The sequence below is a fragment of the Serratia sp. PF-27 genome, from assembly GCF_030053255.1.
In the GTDB taxonomy this organism is placed as follows: domain Bacteria; phylum Pseudomonadota; class Gammaproteobacteria; order Enterobacterales; family Enterobacteriaceae; genus Serratia; species Serratia bockelmannii.
In genome coordinates, this window is record NZ_JASGBT010000022.1 from 563,399 (window position 1) to 577,859 (window position 14,461).

The window sequence follows — 14,461 nt, forward strand, 5'->3', positions numbered from 1 at the left end:
GACATGAGCGAGCGCAAATATTTTGGCACCGACGGCATCCGTGGCAAGGTCGGGGACAGCCCCATCACGCCGGACTTCGTGCTGAAGCTGGGCTGGGCGGCCGGTAAAGTGCTGGCGCGTCACGGTTCCCGCAAGATCATCATCGGTAAGGATACGCGCATCTCCGGCTATATGCTGGAGTCCGCTCTGGAAGCCGGTCTGGCGGCCGCTGGATTGTCCGCCTCCTTCACCGGGCCGATGCCCACGCCGGCGGTGGCCTACCTGACGCGTACCTTCCGTGCCGAAGCAGGCATTGTCATTTCCGCTTCGCATAACCCGTTCTATGACAACGGTATCAAGTTCTTCTCAATCGACGGCGCCAAACTGCCGGACAACGTCGAAGAGGCAATTGAAGCCGAGATGGAAAAACCGCTGACCTGCGTGGAGTCCGCCGAGCTGGGTAAAGCCAGCCGTATCATCGACGCCGCCGGCCGTTACATCGAATTCTGCAAAGGTACCTTCCCGAGCGAGCTGAGCCTGAAGGGGCTGAAAATCGTGGTCGACTGCGCCAACGGGGCGACTTACCACATTGCGCCGAGCGTGCTGCGCGAACTGGGCGCCACGGTGATCGCCATCGGTGTTGAGCCGGACGGTATGAATATCAACGAAAAATGCGGTGCTACCGACGTGCGTCAGCTGCAGGAGCGCGTGCTGCAGGAAAAAGCGCACGTTGGCCTGGCGTTTGACGGCGACGGCGACCGCGTGATGATGGTGGATCACCTCGGCAACAAGGTGGATGGCGATCAGATCCTGTACATCATCGCCCGCGAAGGCCTGCGTCAGGGGCAGCTGCGCGGCGGCGCGGTCGGTACCCTGATGAGTAATATGGGGCTGGAGCTGGCGCTGAAACAGCTGGGTATTCCGTTCGCTCGCGCCAAAGTGGGCGACCGTTACGTGCTGGAGAAACTGCAGGAACTGGGCTGGCGCATCGGTGCGGAAAACTCCGGCCATGTGATCCTGCTGGACAAAACCACCACCGGCGACGGCATCGTGGCCGGGCTGCAGGTGCTGACTGCCATGGTGCGCAACCACATGAGCCTGCATGACCTGTGCAGCGGCATGAAGCTGCTGCCGCAGATCCTGGTCAACGTCCGCTTCGCCGGCGAGCATAATCCGCTGGAATCTGAAGCGGTGCGTAAGGTCACCGAGCAGGTGGAAACCGAGTTGGCCGGCCGTGGCCGGGTGCTGCTGCGTAAATCGGGCACCGAGCCGCTGATCCGCGTGATGGTGGAAGGCGAGGACGAGCAGCAGGTGACCGCGCTGGCGCATCGCATCGCCGATGCGGTGAAATCAGCAGGTTAAAACAGACAGTTAGCCATCGGGCTTGGCATCGCTGAGCCCGAATAGATGATTGTTGGCGTTTTTTTCCGCAAACGCGCCGGCGGCAGCAAATTGCCCTTGCGTGGGTTGGCGGCTTTGGTTAGTATTCACACCCGCTTCAGTAGGCAGTTTGTAAAAACGCCTGCTTGATGAGTGTGAAGCATTTGGCATGCGGTGAGGCCGCAAGGATACGGGTACTACTATGTACGAAGCTCTTCTGGTAATTTTCCTGCTGATCTCAATCGGGCTGGTTGCTCTGATTATGCTACAGCAAGGTAAAGGCGCTGATATGGGAGCCTCTTTCGGAGCAGGTGCATCAGGCACATTGTTCGGTTCGAGTGGTTCCGGTAACTTTATGACCCGCATGACTGCTGTGCTGGCGACGCTGTTCTTCGTCATCAGCCTGATTCTGGGCAACCTCAGCAGCAACCAAAGCAAGAAAGGCAGTGAGTGGGAAAACCTGGGTCAGCCAGTGAAAACTGAGCAGACGACCGCGCCGGCAGCACCAGCTAAGCCGAGCAGCGACATCCCGCAGTAAGCCGCAAAAAGTTTGTAAACGGTGGTTGTGAACTCGAAGGAACAACGGCCGTTAGCAGTAAGAATCAGTACCGAGGTGGTGGAATTGGTAGACACGCTACCTTGAGGTGGTAGTGCCCTAACGGGCTTGTGGGTTCGAGTCCCATCCTCGGTACCAAATCCCAGAGATAACTTGCAATTTTGCGATTATCGGCGTAGTATTTGCCACGTTTTCGGCGCGGGGTGGAGCAGCCTGGTAGCTCGTCGGGCTCATAACCCGAAGGTCGTCGGTTCAAATCCGGCCCCCGCAACCACTTTCCTTTAAGTGTTTATTTTCAAATACACTTTTCGATTGAAATCCGCTTTTCTCGATCAACATTTGAAAATGACACTTGCTCGAAAGTTGTACCGAGGCCGCCTAGCGGCAAACAGGGTCCAGTTGCATAAAGCCCCGATTTTTCGGGGTTTTTTGTTATTTGGCAACAGAATCACTGGGCTATTTAGCCCTTTTTTTATGTCTTGGGGGTGGGCTTGTCCACATTAGAGCAACAGTTAACAGAGATGCTTTCGGCACCCGTAGAAGCGTTGGGCTTTGAGCTTGTAGGCATCGAATTCATTCGTGCGCGCCAATCGACGCTCCGCATCTATATTGATAGTGATAACGGCATCAATGTTGATGATTGCGCTGATGTCAGCCACCAGGTCAGCGCTGTATTGGACGTCGAAGATCCAATCACGGTCGCTTACAACTTGGAAGTCTCCTCTCCTGGCCTTGATCGCCCGATGTTCACCGCAGAACACTATACGCGTTACCTCGGTGAAGAAGTCAGCCTGGTCCTGCGCATGGCGGTACAGAACCGTCGCAAGTGGCAGGGTATTATCAAGTCTGTCGAAGGCGAGATGATCACGGTTACTGTGGAAGGGAAAGATGAAGTGTTCGCGCTGAGCAACATCCAGAAAGCGAACCTGGTACCCCACTTTTAAAGTTTGGAAGAGGCAACTAGGATGAACAAAGAGATTCTGGCTGTTGTTGAAGCAGTTTCCAATGAAAAATCCCTTCCGCGCGAGAAGATTTTCGAAGCGCTGGAAACTGCATTAGCCACCGCAACCAAGAAAAAATACGAGCAGGAAATCGACGTGCGCGTCAGCATTGACCGTAGAACCGGCGATTTCGACACCTTCCGCCGTTGGGTCGCCGTAGACGAAGTGACTCAGCCGACGCGTGAAATCACGCTGGAAGCCGCTCAGTTTGAAGATCCGAGCATCGAGCTCGGCGGCTACGTCGAAGATCAGATCGAATCTGTGACCTTTGACCGTATCACCACCCAAACCGCCAAGCAGGTTATCGTGCAGAAAGTACGTGAAGCCGAGCGTGCGATGGTGGTCGACGCTTTCCGTGAACACGAAGGTGAGATCGTCACCGGCGTGGTGAAGAAAGTGAACCGTGACAGCATCGCGCTGGATCTGGGCAACAACGCCGAAGCGGTCATTGGCCGTGAAGACATGCTGCCGCGCGAAAACTTCCGTCCGGGCGACCGCATTCGCGGCGTATTGTATGCCGTACGTCCCGAAGCTCGCGGCGCGCAGCTGTTCGTCAGCCGTTCCAGCTCGGAAATGCTGAAAGAACTGTTCCGCATCGAAGTGCCGGAAATCGGCGAAGAAGTGATCGAAATTAAAGCGGCAGCCCGCGATCCAGGCTCTCGCGCGAAAATTGCAGTGAAAACCAACGATAAGCGCATCGACCCGGTCGGCGCCTGCGTAGGTATGCGCGGTGCGCGCGTTCAGGCCGTGTCGAGCGAGCTCGGCGGCGAACGCATCGACATCATCCTGTGGGATGATAATCCCGCGCAATTCGTCATCAACGCCATGGCGCCGGCCGACGTCGCGTCGATCGTGGTAGACGAAGATAACTGCACCATGGATATCGCCGTTGAAGCCAGCAACCTGGCACAGGCGATCGGCCGTAACGGCCAAAACGTGCGTTTGGCTTCCCAGCTGCTGAAACAACACCGCGGCGACGATCGTTGGGAACTGAACGTGATGACGGCGGACGACCTGCAGGCCAAGCACCAGGCCGAGGCTCATGCCGCTATTGATACCTTCACCAAGTATCTTGATATCGACGAAGATTTCGCCACCGTACTGGTTGAAGAAGGCTTCTCCACGCTGGAAGAGCTGGCCTACGTGCCGATCAAAGAGCTGTTGGAAATCGACGGTCTGGATGAAGATACGGTTGAAGCATTGCGCGAACGCGCCAAAGCTGCATTGACCACGCTGGCCCTGGCACAAGAAGAAAGCCTGGGCGACAACAAACCGGCCGACGATTTGCTCAACCTGCCGGGTCTTGAGCGCAGCATGGCCTTTAAACTGGCCGCGCGTGGGGTTTGTACGCTGGAAGATCTTGCCGAGCAGGGTGTTGACGATCTGGCTGATATTGAAGGGCTTAGCGATGAGCAAGCCGGTGAGCTGATCATGGCTGCACGCAATATCTGTTGGTTTGGCGACAACGCGTAATAACTGTAGCAGGAAGGAACAGCATGACGACAGATGTAACCGTAAAATCGCTGGCAGCAGAGATTCAGACTCCGGTTGATCGCCTGGTACAGCAGTTTGCTGATGCAGGGATCAACAAGTCCGAGTCGGACTCTGTTACCCAGCAAGAAAAAGAAACATTGCTGGCGCACCTGAACCGTGAACACGGCAGCGCGCCAGGTAAACTCACTTTGCAGCGCAAAACGCGCAGCACCTTGAATATCCCGAGCACCGGCGGTAAAAGTAAATCGGTGCAAATTGAGGTCCGCAAGAAACGCACTTATGTAAATCGCGATACGCAGGAAGCCCAGTTGGCTGAAGCGGCAGAGCAGGCACAGCGTGAAGCGGAAGAGCAGGCACGGCGCGAAGCGGAAGAGCTCGCAAAACGCGAAGCGGAAGCGAAGCGCGCAGCCGAAGAGCAAGCCAAACGTGAGGCCGCGGAGATTGCTAAGCGTAATTCAGCGGAAAAAGAAAAAGTGACCAATCAACATACCGACGAAATGACCAAGCCAGCTCAGGCGGAAAAAGCACGCCGTGAAGCCGAAGCCGCTGAACTGAAACGTAAAGCGGAAGAGGAAGTGCGCCGCAAGGTTGAAGAGGAAGCCAAGCGCGTGGCGGAAGAAGCCCGTCGCATGGCCGAAGAGAACGGCGAGAAGTGGGCCCAGGCCGACGCGGCAAGCGCTGCGGTTGAAAGTGCCGACTATCACGTGACCACCTCTCAGCATGCGCGTGCCGCAGAAGACGAAAACGACGCCAAAGTTGAAGGCGATCGTCGTAGCCGCACCCGCGGCGGCAAAGCGACCAAGCAGAAGAAAGGCAACAAGCTGTCCGAATCCAAAGCGGATCGCGAAGAAGCGCGTGCCGTTACCCGTGGCGGTAAAGGCAAACGCAAGCCTAGCGCTCTGCAGCAGGGCTTCAACAAGCCGGCGCAGGTGGTTAACCGTGACGTGGTGATCGGTGAAACCATCACCGTGGCCGAGCTGGCCAACAAGATGGCGGTAAAAGGTTCTCAGGTCATCAAAGTGATGATGAAGCTGGGCGCTATGGCCACCATCAACCAGGTTATCGACCAGGAAACCGCACAGCTGGTTGCCGAAGAGATGGGCCACAAAGTTATTCTGCGTCGTGAAAACGAGCTGGAAGAAGCGCTGATGAGCGACCGTGATACGGGCGCTGCGGCTGAGCCGCGCGCGCCGGTCGTGACCATCATGGGCCACGTTGACCACGGTAAAACCTCTCTGCTGGACTACATCCGCTCCACCAAAGTGGCGGCGGGCGAAGCCGGCGGCATTACCCAGCACATCGGTGCCTACCACGTAGAAACCGAGAACGGCATGATCACCTTCCTGGATACCCCGGGCCACGCCGCGTTTACCTCGATGCGTGCTCGTGGTGCTCAGGCGACTGACATCGTGGTTCTGGTGGTGGCGGCCGACGACGGCGTGATGCCACAGACCATCGAAGCTATCCAGCACGCGAAAGCGGCGCAGGTGCCGTTGGTGGTTGCGGTGAACAAAATCGACAAGCCGGAAGCCGATCCGGACCGCGTTAAGCAGGAACTGTCTCAGTACGGCGTTATGCCGGAAGAGTGGGGCGGCGAAGCGCAGTTCGTTCACGTGTCCGCGAAAGCCGGTACCGGTATCGACGAGCTGCTGCAGGCTATCCTGCTGCAGGCCGAAGTTCTGGAACTGAAAGCGGTACGCAGCGGCATGGCGAGCGGCGTAGTGATCGAGTCCTTCCTGGATAAAGGCCGTGGCCCAGTGGCTACCGTACTGGTTCAGGAAGGTACGCTGAACAAGGGCGACATCGTCCTGTGCGGCTTCGAATACGGCCGTGTGCGTGCGATGCGTGACGAGCTGGGCCGTGAAGTGACCTCTGCCGGTCCGTCTATCCCTGTGGAAATCCTGGGTCTGTCCAGCGTGCCTGCAGCGGGTGACGAAGCGACCGTGGTGCGCGACGAGAAGAAAGCGCGTGAAGTGGCGCTGTATCGTCAGGGCAAGTTCCGCGAAGTCAAACTGGCGCGTCAGCAGAAGTCCAAGCTGGAAAACATGTTCGCTAACATGACCGACGGCGAAGTGTCTGAGCTGAACATCGTACTGAAGTCCGATGTGCAGGGTTCTTGCGAAGCGATCAGCGACTCGCTGCTGAAACTCTCTACCGACGAAGTGAAGGTGAAGATTGTCGGCTCCGGCGTAGGTGGGATCACCGAAACCGACGCGACGCTGGCTGCGGCTTCCAACGCCATCATCCTGGGCTTCAACGTGCGTGCCGACGCTTCTGCGCGCCGCGTGATCGAAGCGGAAAGCCTGGATCTGCGTTACTACTCCGTGATCTATAACCTGATCGACGAAGTGAAGCAGGCGATGAGCGGTATGCTGGCGCCGGAATACAAGCAGCAGATCATCGGCCTGGCCGAAGTGCGCGACGTGTTCAAATCGCCTAAGTTCGGCGCTATCGCCGGCTGTATGGTTACCGAAGGGACCATCAAGCGTCACAACCCAATCCGCGTACTGCGCGACAACGTGGTTATCTATGAAGGCGAGCTGGAATCCCTGCGCCGCTTCAAAGATGACGTTAACGAAGTCCGTAACGGCATGGAATGTGGTATCGGCGTTAAGAACTATAACGACGTGCGCGTCGGCGACATGATCGAAGTGTTCGAAATCATTGAGATCCAACGCACCATCGCTTAACGATTGCACATCTGCTTATATCTGTTTACGGGGGGCCTTTGTGCCCCCCGATTTGTCTGGAGAATCCAAAATGGCAAAAGAATTCAGCCGCGGTCAACGCGTGGCGCAAGAGATGCAGAAAGAGATTGCGATCATTCTGCAGCGTGAAGTTAAAGATCCGCGCGTCGGCATGGCGACCGTTTCCGGCGTGGAAGTGTCCCGCGACCTGGCGTATGCCAAGGTTTACGTCACCTTCCTGAACGTATTGACCGAGAACCACGATCCGGATCTGGTCACCAACGGCATCAAAGCGTTGCAGGACGCTTCCGGCTATATCCGTACCCTGCTGGGCAAAGCGATGCGCCTGCGCGTGGTGCCGGAGCTGACCTTCGCTTACGACAACTCCCTGGTGGAAGGCATGCGCATGTCCAACCTGGTGACCAACGTGGTGAAGAACGACGCCGAGCGCCGTTCCGCCTCAGGCGATGACAAGGAGGATTAATGAGTCGCCCTCGTCGCCGCGGCCGTGACATCCACGGCGTGCTGTTGCTGGACAAGCCGCAGGGGTTGTCGTCCAACGATGCGCTGCAAAAAGTAAAACGTCTGTACAACGCCAACCGAGCGGGCCATACCGGCGCGCTCGATCCGTTGGCGACCGGCATGCTGCCTATTTGCCTGGGCGAAGCGACCAAGTTTTCGCAATACCTGCTCGATTCCGACAAGCGCTATCGGGTGATCGCCAAGCTGGGGCAGCGTACCGATACTTCCGACGCCGACGGTCAGATCGTGCAGGAACGCCCGGTGAACTTCACCCAGGCGCAGCTCGACGCGGCGCTGGACACCTTCCGCGGCGACATCCAGCAGGTGCCGTCGATGTATTCGGCGCTGAAATACCAGGGCAAGAAACTCTACGAGTATGCGCGCCAGGGGATTGAAGTGCCGCGCGAAGCGCGCAGCATCACGGTGTACGAGCTGCAGTTTATCCGCTGGGAAGGGGATGAGCTGGAGCTGGAGATCCACTGCTCGAAAGGCACCTACATCCGCACCATCACCGACGATCTCGGCGAGCTGCTGGGCTGCGGCGCGCACGTGATCTATCTGCGCCGCCTGCAGGTGGCGACTTATCCGATCGCGCGCATGGTGACGCTGGAACAGCTGAACGCCTTGCTGGCTCAGGCGCAGGAACAAGCGATCGCGCCCGGCGAGCTGCTCGATCCGCTGCTGATGCCGATGGACAGCCCGGTTGAGAACTATCCGGAAGTGAATTTGCTGCCGGTGGTCGCGGGTTACGTCAAGCAGGGGCAACCGGTGCAAGTGGCCGGCGCGCCGGCTTCCGGCCTGGTGCGTATCACCGAGGGTGAAGAGCGAAAATTCATCGGCGTTGGCGACATCGCCGAAGATGGTCGCGTGGCGCCGCGCCGCCTGGTGGTCGAGCATTTCGACTGACGGCGGGGCACTGCGTCGCCTTGCGATCGCACTGCGCTAAGAGTAGAATGGCGCAGCTTATGCATTGGGTTGCTGAATTAGAGATCGGCGCCTGTTTTTATTATCTATAATCTGGAGTATTACAATGTCTCTAAGTGTTGAAGCTAAAGCTCAAATCGTAGCTGATTTCGGTCGTGGTACTAACGACAGCGGTTCTACCGAAGTTCAGGTTGCCCTGCTGACTGCGCAGATCAACCATCTGCAAGGCCACTTCTCCGAGCACAAAAAAGATCACCACAGCCGTCGTGGTCTGCTGCGTATGGTTTCTCAGCGTCGTAAGCTGCTGGACTACCTGAAGCGTAAAGATGTAGCACGTTACACCAGCCTGATCGAGCGTCTGGGTCTGCGTCGCTAATCTAGCAAGTTTCAGTGGAAAGGGGCCTATTTTGGCCCCTTTCTTCTAGGAAGCATAAGCAAATCAGGTTAATGTATTACTGATGTTTCCAAACAGGTTCTTCCGTTACAGAGGTTCGCGCGGCTAATGAGAGGCTTTATCTCCTGCCTGAGATAAGGATTGTCATTAGTCGCGAGGATGTAGTGAGAAGGCAAATCGAGTCACAGGCGTGTCGAGTCGTCAATGCGATTGCGCGCCGCTAATCAAGGATATAATTTTGCTGACACCGATCATTCGCAAATTCCAGTATGGCCAGCATACCGTCACCATCGAAACCGGTATGATGGCTCGTCAGGCCACCGCCGCCGTTATGGTGAGCATGGATGACACCGCCGTATTCGTTACCGTCGTTGGCCAGAAAAAAGCCAAGCCGGGCCAGAGCTTCTTCCCGCTGACCGTTAACTACCAAGAGCGTACTTACGCCGCCGGCCGCATCCCGGGCAGCTTCTTCCGTCGCGAAGGCCGTCCGAGCGAAGGCGAGACCCTGACTTCCCGTCTGATCGACCGTCCGATCCGTCCACTGTTCCCGGACAGCTTCCTGAACGAAGTTCAGGTGATCGCGACCGTGGTTTCCGTTAACCCGCAGGTGAACCCGGACATCGTCGCGATGATCGGCGCCTCTGCCGCCCTGAGCCTGTCCGGTATTCCGTTCAACGGCCCAATCGGCGCAGCGCGCGTAGGTTACATCAACGATCAGTATGTGCTGAACCCGACAACTGACGAGCTGAAAGAAAGCCGTCTGGATCTGGTGGTTGCCGGTACTGCAGGCGCGGTGCTGATGGTTGAATCCGAAGCGGAAGTGCTGAGCGAAGATCAGATGCTGGGCGCCGTGGTGTTCGGCCACGACCAGCAGCAAGTGGTTATCGAAAACATCAACTCCCTGGTTGCCGAAGCCGGCAAGCCGAAGTGGGATTGGCAGGCCCCTGCGGTCAACGAAGCGCTGCACGCGCGCGTGGCTGAACTGGCCGAAGCTCGCCTGGGCGACGCTTACCACATCACCGAAAAACAAGAGCGTTACGCTCAGGTTGACGCGATCAAAGACAGCGTGGTTGAAACCCTGCTGGCGCAGGACGAAACGCTGGACGCCGGCGAAATCCAGGACATCCTGGGCAACGTCGAGAAGAACGTGGTGCGTAGCCGCGTACTGCGTGGCGAGCCGCGTATCGACGGCCGTGAAAAAGACATGATCCGTGGCCTGGACGTGCGCACCGGCGTACTGCCGCGCACCCACGGTTCCGCGCTGTTCACCCGTGGCGAAACTCAGGCGCTGGTTACCGCGACCCTGGGTACCGCGCGCGACGCACAGAACCTGGACGAGCTGATGGGCGAGAAGACCGACAGCTTCCTGTTCCACTACAACTTCCCTCCGTACTCCGTAGGCGAAACCGGCATGGTCGGTTCTCCTAAGCGTCGTGAAATCGGTCACGGTCGCCTGGCGAAACGCGGCGTATTGGCTATGATGCCTAAACCGGAAGATTTCCCGTACACGGTTCGCGTCGTGTCTGAAATCACCGAATCCAACGGTTCTTCTTCCATGGCTTCCGTGTGCGGCGCATCTCTGGCGCTGATGGACGCCGGCGTGCCAATCAAGGCTGCCGTTGCGGGTATCGCGATGGGCCTGGTGAAAGAAGCCGATAACTTTGTGGTTCTGTCCGACATTCTGGGTGACGAAGATCACCTGGGCGACATGGACTTCAAAGTGGCCGGTAGCCGCGACGGTATCACCGCGCTGCAGATGGACATCAAAATCGAAGGCATCACCCGCGAGATCATGCAGGTGGCTCTGAACCAGGCCAAGGGCGCGCGTCTGCACATCCTGGGCGTGATGGAACAGGCTATCAGCTCCCCACGCGGCGATATCTCCGAATTCGCACCGCGTATTCATACTATCCGCATCAACCCGGATAAAATCAAAGACGTGATCGGTAAGGGCGGTTCCGTTATCCGCGCACTGACCGAAGAGACTGGCACTACCATCGAAATTGAAGATGATGGTACAGTTAAAATCGCTGCGACCGACGGTGAGAAGGCGAAATTCGCTATCCGTCGTATCGAAGAGATCACGGCAGAGATCGAAGTGGGTCGTATCTACCAGGGTAAAGTGACCCGTATCGTTGATTTCGGCGCATTCGTCGCTATCGGCGGTGGTAAAGAAGGTCTGGTGCACATTTCTCAGATCGCCGACAAGCGCGTTGAGAAAGTGACCGACTATCTGCAGATGGGTCAGGAAGTGCCGGTTAAGGTACTGGAAGTTGACCGTCAGGGCCGCGTGCGTCTGAGCATCAAAGAAGCGATGGCGCCGGAAGCAGGTTCACCTGCGCCTGAAGCAGAATAACTGTATAGATAGTTTTACAGCTCCCCGCCATGGGGTTGGGAGCTGTTCGTATCGCGCGGGTAGGATACCCGCGTTTTAGCAAACGGAGGACAGGACGTTCATCCAATGTTTGTCTTCGGGAGTGGGAAATGAAGCCTTTCTTGCGCTGGTGTTACGTTGCGACAGCACTCATGCTGGCAGGATGCAGCAACCATGATTGGCGTAAAGACGAAGTTTTGGCAATCCCGTTGCAGCCTACGTTGCAGCAGGAAGTGATCCTGGCGCGCATGGAACAAATTCTTGCCAGCCGGGCACTGACGGATGACGAACGCGCACAGCTTTTATATGAGCGCGGTGTGCTGTATGATAGCCTCGGGTTACGTGCATTAGCGCGCAATGATTTCTCGCAGGCGCTGGCGATACGTCCCGACATGCCGGAAGTTTTCAACTACCTGGGCATTTACTTAACGCAGGCAGGCAATTTTGATGCTGCCTATGAAGCGTTTGATTCTGTACTAGAGCTTGATCCAACTTACAATTACGCGCGTTTAAACCGGGGCATCGCACTGTATTATGGCGGCCGCTTCCCGTTGGCGCAGGATGATCTGCAGGCGTTTTATCAAGACGACCCAAACGATCCCTTCCGTTCGTTATGGCTGTATCTGGTGGAGCGAGAAATCGATCCCAAGAAGGCCGAAGTAGCGCTTCAGCAGCGCTATGACAAATCGGACAGAGGGCAATGGGGATGGAATATTGTCGAATTCTACCTGGGCAAGATCAGCGAAAAAACGCTGATGGAACGCCTCAAGGCAGATGCAACGGATAACACTTCGCTCGCTGAGCATCTCAGTGAAACTGACTTCTATTTGGGTAAACACTACCTGAGTCTGGGGGACAAGGACACCGCTTCGGCGCTGTTCAAACTGACGGTGTCTAACAACGTTCACAACTTCGTTGAGCACCGCTATGCATTGTTGGAATTGGCGCTTTTGGGCCAAGAGCAAGACGACCTATCGGAATCGGACCAGCAATAGCTGACGAACACCTATCAGCCTGATGAACATTGGTTTTTAACCAAAGTTATCGCCTTAACGGGCGAGGGCTTTTTTGTTCGTTTTATAATCTAATTTGAGCCGGTTCACACTTTTCAATGAAAATGACTGAAAATTTTCTCGACGAGTTATGTAGACTGGCTGCCATTATTAATGAGGCACGTGTACATGACGACTGAGTTTGAAACCTCTTTTGCTGATCTGGGGCTGTCTGCTCCAATCATTTCCGCCCTGAACGATCTGGGCTATGAAAAACCATCTCCGATCCAGGCTGAGTGTATTCCTCACCTGTTGAACGGCCGCGACGTGCTGGGCATGGCACAGACCGGTAGTGGTAAAACTGCAGCGTTCTCGCTGCCGCTGCTGCACAACCTGCAGGCAGACCTGAAAGCACCTCAGATCCTGGTGCTGGCACCGACCCGCGAACTGGCGGTTCAGGTTGCCGAAGCGATGACCGATTTCTCCAAACACATGAACGGCGTCAACGTGGTAGCCCTGTACGGCGGCCAGCGTTACGACGTACAGCTGCGCGCTCTGCGCCAGGGCCCGCAAATCGTTGTGGGTACCCCAGGTCGTCTACTGGACCACCTGAAGCGCGGCACCCTGAACCTCTCTAACCTGAGCGGTCTGGTGCTGGATGAAGCCGACGAAATGCTGCGCATGGGCTTTATCGAAGACGTAGAAACCATCATGGCTGAGATCCCGGCTGAACATCAGACCGCGCTGTTCTCCGCCACCATGCCGGAAGCGATCCGTCGCATTACCCGCCGCTTCATGAAAGAGCCGCAGGAAGTGCGCATCCAGTCCAGCGTGACTACCCGTCCGGACATCAGCCAGAGCTACTGGTCGGTCTACGGCATGCGTAAAAACGAAGCGCTGGTACGTTTCCTGGAAGCCGAAGACTTTGACGCGGCGATCATCTTCGTTCGTACCAAGAACGCGACCCTGGAAGTGGCCGAAGCGCTGGAGCGCAGCGGTTACAGCAGCGCCGCGCTGAACGGCGACATGAACCAGGCGCTGCGTGAGCAGACCCTGGAGCGCCTGAAAGACGGTCGTCTGGATATCCTGATCGCGACCGACGTTGCGGCCCGCGGCCTGGACGTTGAGCGCATCAGCCTGGTTGTCAACTATGACATCCCGATGGACTCCGAGTCCTACGTTCACCGTATCGGCCGTACCGGCCGTGCGGGTCGCGCCGGCCGTGCGCTGCTGTTCGTGGAAAACCGCGAACGCCGCCTGCTGCGCAACATCGAACGCACCATGAAGCTGACCATCCCTGAAGTGGAGCTGCCAAACGCAGAACTGCTGGGCGAGCGTCGTCTGGCCAAGTTCGCCGCGAAAGTTCAGCAGCAGCTGGAAAGCAGCGATCTGGATCTGTACCGCGCACTGCTGACCAAACTGCAGCCGGAAGAAGAGCTGGATATGGAAACCCTGGCCGCAGCGCTGCTGAAAATGGCTCAGGGCGAACGTCCGCTGATCCTGCCGCCGGATCCGGTCTTCAAACCGCGCCAGCGCCGTGAGTTCAACGACCGTGACGATCGCCGCGGTGATCGTGGCGACCGTCGCGATAGCCGTGACGGCGACCGTCCGCGTCGTGAACGTCGTGACGTTGGCGAAATGCAGCTGTACCGCATCGAAGTGGGCCGTGACGATGGCGTTGAAGTCCGTCATATCGTTGGTGCTATCGCTAACGAAGGCGACATCAGCAGCCGTTACATCGGTAACATCAAGCTGTTCGCTTCCCACTCCACCATCGAGCTGCCAAAAGGCATGCCGGGCGAGATCCTGAATCACTTCACTCGCACTCGCATCCTGAACAAGCCGATGAACATGCAGCTGTTGGGTGATGCACAGCCGTTCGAACGTCGCGAGCGTCGTGACGGTGGCAACGGTGGCGAGCGTCGTGGCAACGGTAACGGCCGTCCGTTCAACGGCGAACGTCGCGAAGGCGGCCCACGTCGTTCCTTCGGTGAACGTCGCGAAGGCGGTAACGGCGGCGAGCGTCGTGGCGGTAACTACAACCGTGACGGCAAGCCGGCGCCACGCCGTGATGACAGCGCACCGGCAGCACCACGTCGTCGTTTCGGCGACGCGTAATCGCTGATTCACCGTTCGCGGTGAAGCACTCTGAAAAACC

At 57.3% G+C, this 14,461-nt stretch carries 12 protein-coding genes and 2 tRNA genes; all 14 read left to right on the forward strand.

Features of this window, described 5'->3' with window-relative positions; genetic code table 11:
- The first annotated feature begins 3 nt into the window (after positions 1-3).
- The 14 genes from glmM to QMZ29_RS22145 all read left to right on the forward strand — a co-directional run bounded on the left by glmM (position 4) and on the right by QMZ29_RS22145 (position 14,421).
- Positions 4-1,341 (forward strand): phosphoglucosamine mutase, encoded by a 1,338-nt coding sequence (glmM, locus tag QMZ29_RS22085; protein ID WP_025305053.1) that lies wholly within the window; start codon positions 4-6, stop codon positions 1,339-1,341.
- Between the two features lie 220 nt (positions 1,342-1,561).
- On the forward strand, positions 1,562-1,897 hold the full coding sequence (gene secG, locus QMZ29_RS22090; protein WP_004933519.1) for a preprotein translocase subunit SecG: 336 nt from the start codon (positions 1,562-1,564) through the stop codon (positions 1,895-1,897).
- 69 nt (positions 1,898-1,966) lie between these two features.
- A tRNA-Leu gene (locus QMZ29_RS22095) sits at positions 1,967-2,053 on the forward strand.
- Positions 2,054-2,112: 59 nt separating this feature from the next.
- Positions 2,113-2,189, forward strand: a tRNA-Met gene (locus QMZ29_RS22100).
- A 217-nt stretch (positions 2,190-2,406) separates the two neighbouring features.
- Entirely contained in the window at positions 2,407-2,859 is a 453-nt protein-coding gene (gene rimP, locus QMZ29_RS22105) for a ribosome maturation factor RimP (RefSeq protein WP_004933515.1), read from the forward strand.
- 21 nt (positions 2,860-2,880) lie between these two features.
- Positions 2,881-4,389, forward strand: a complete 1,509-nt coding sequence (gene nusA, locus QMZ29_RS22110; RefSeq protein WP_019453340.1) for a transcription termination factor NusA — start codon at positions 2,881-2,883, stop codon at positions 4,387-4,389.
- A 23-nt stretch (positions 4,390-4,412) separates the two neighbouring features.
- Positions 4,413-7,100: a translation initiation factor IF-2 gene (gene infB, locus QMZ29_RS22115; protein WP_004933511.1), complete on the forward strand. Its 2,688-nt coding sequence runs from the start codon at positions 4,413-4,415 to the stop codon at positions 7,098-7,100.
- A 70-nt stretch (positions 7,101-7,170) separates the two neighbouring features.
- Positions 7,171-7,581: a 30S ribosome-binding factor RbfA gene (gene rbfA, locus QMZ29_RS22120; RefSeq protein WP_004933508.1), complete on the forward strand. Its 411-nt coding sequence runs from the start codon at positions 7,171-7,173 to the stop codon at positions 7,579-7,581.
- Entirely contained in the window at positions 7,581-8,525 is a 945-nt protein-coding gene (gene truB, locus QMZ29_RS22125) for a tRNA pseudouridine(55) synthase TruB (RefSeq protein WP_039567792.1), read from the forward strand. The genes rbfA and truB overlap by 1 nt, the downstream gene beginning before the upstream one ends.
- A gap of 124 nt (positions 8,526-8,649) precedes the next feature.
- Positions 8,650-8,919, forward strand: coding sequence for a 30S ribosomal protein S15 (rpsO, locus tag QMZ29_RS22130; RefSeq protein ID WP_004933502.1), 270 nt, complete (start codon positions 8,650-8,652; stop codon positions 8,917-8,919).
- Positions 8,920-9,175: 256 nt separating this feature from the next.
- Positions 9,176-11,293, forward strand: coding sequence for a polyribonucleotide nucleotidyltransferase (pnp, locus tag QMZ29_RS22135; protein WP_025305055.1), 2,118 nt, complete (start codon positions 9,176-9,178; stop codon positions 11,291-11,293).
- Between the two features lie 128 nt (positions 11,294-11,421).
- Positions 11,422-12,306, forward strand: a complete 885-nt coding sequence (nlpI, locus tag QMZ29_RS22140; protein WP_025305056.1) for a lipoprotein NlpI — start codon at positions 11,422-11,424, stop codon at positions 12,304-12,306.
- A gap of 122 nt (positions 12,307-12,428) precedes the next feature.
- The gene (gene yrbN / locus QMZ29_RS25865) at positions 12,429-12,503 is read left to right on the forward strand and encodes a protein YrbN (protein ID WP_223182019.1); all 75 of its coding nucleotides are present in this window, start codon (positions 12,429-12,431) and stop codon (positions 12,501-12,503) included.
- A complete protein-coding gene (locus QMZ29_RS22145; protein ID WP_049208592.1) occupies positions 12,493-14,421 on the forward strand; it encodes a DEAD/DEAH family ATP-dependent RNA helicase in 1,929 nt (642 codons plus the stop codon). The genes yrbN and QMZ29_RS22145 overlap by 11 nt, the downstream gene beginning before the upstream one ends.
- Positions 14,422-14,461: the final 40 nt, after the last annotated feature.

What these genes read in the sequence shown, in the direction of transcription:
- truB (WP_039567792.1), top strand. Translation starts at nt 7,581, where the DNA reads ATGAGTCGCCCTCGTCGCCGCGGCCGTGACATCCACGGCGTGCTGTTG.
- secG (WP_004933519.1), top strand. Translation starts at nt 1,562, where the DNA reads ATGTACGAAGCTCTTCTGGTAATTTTCCTGCTGATCTCAATCGGGCTG.
- glmM (WP_025305053.1), top strand. Translation starts at nt 4, where the DNA reads ATGAGCGAGCGCAAATATTTTGGCACCGACGGCATCCGTGGCAAGGTC.
- QMZ29_RS22145 (WP_049208592.1), top strand. Translation starts at nt 12,493, where the DNA reads ATGACGACTGAGTTTGAAACCTCTTTTGCTGATCTGGGGCTGTCTGCT.
- rpsO (WP_004933502.1), top strand. Translation starts at nt 8,650, where the DNA reads ATGTCTCTAAGTGTTGAAGCTAAAGCTCAAATCGTAGCTGATTTCGGT.
- infB (WP_004933511.1), top strand. Translation starts at nt 4,413, where the DNA reads ATGACGACAGATGTAACCGTAAAATCGCTGGCAGCAGAGATTCAGACT.
- nusA (WP_019453340.1), top strand. Translation starts at nt 2,881, where the DNA reads ATGAACAAAGAGATTCTGGCTGTTGTTGAAGCAGTTTCCAATGAAAAA.
- rbfA (WP_004933508.1), top strand. Translation starts at nt 7,171, where the DNA reads ATGGCAAAAGAATTCAGCCGCGGTCAACGCGTGGCGCAAGAGATGCAG.
- nlpI (WP_025305056.1), top strand. Translation starts at nt 11,422, where the DNA reads ATGAAGCCTTTCTTGCGCTGGTGTTACGTTGCGACAGCACTCATGCTG.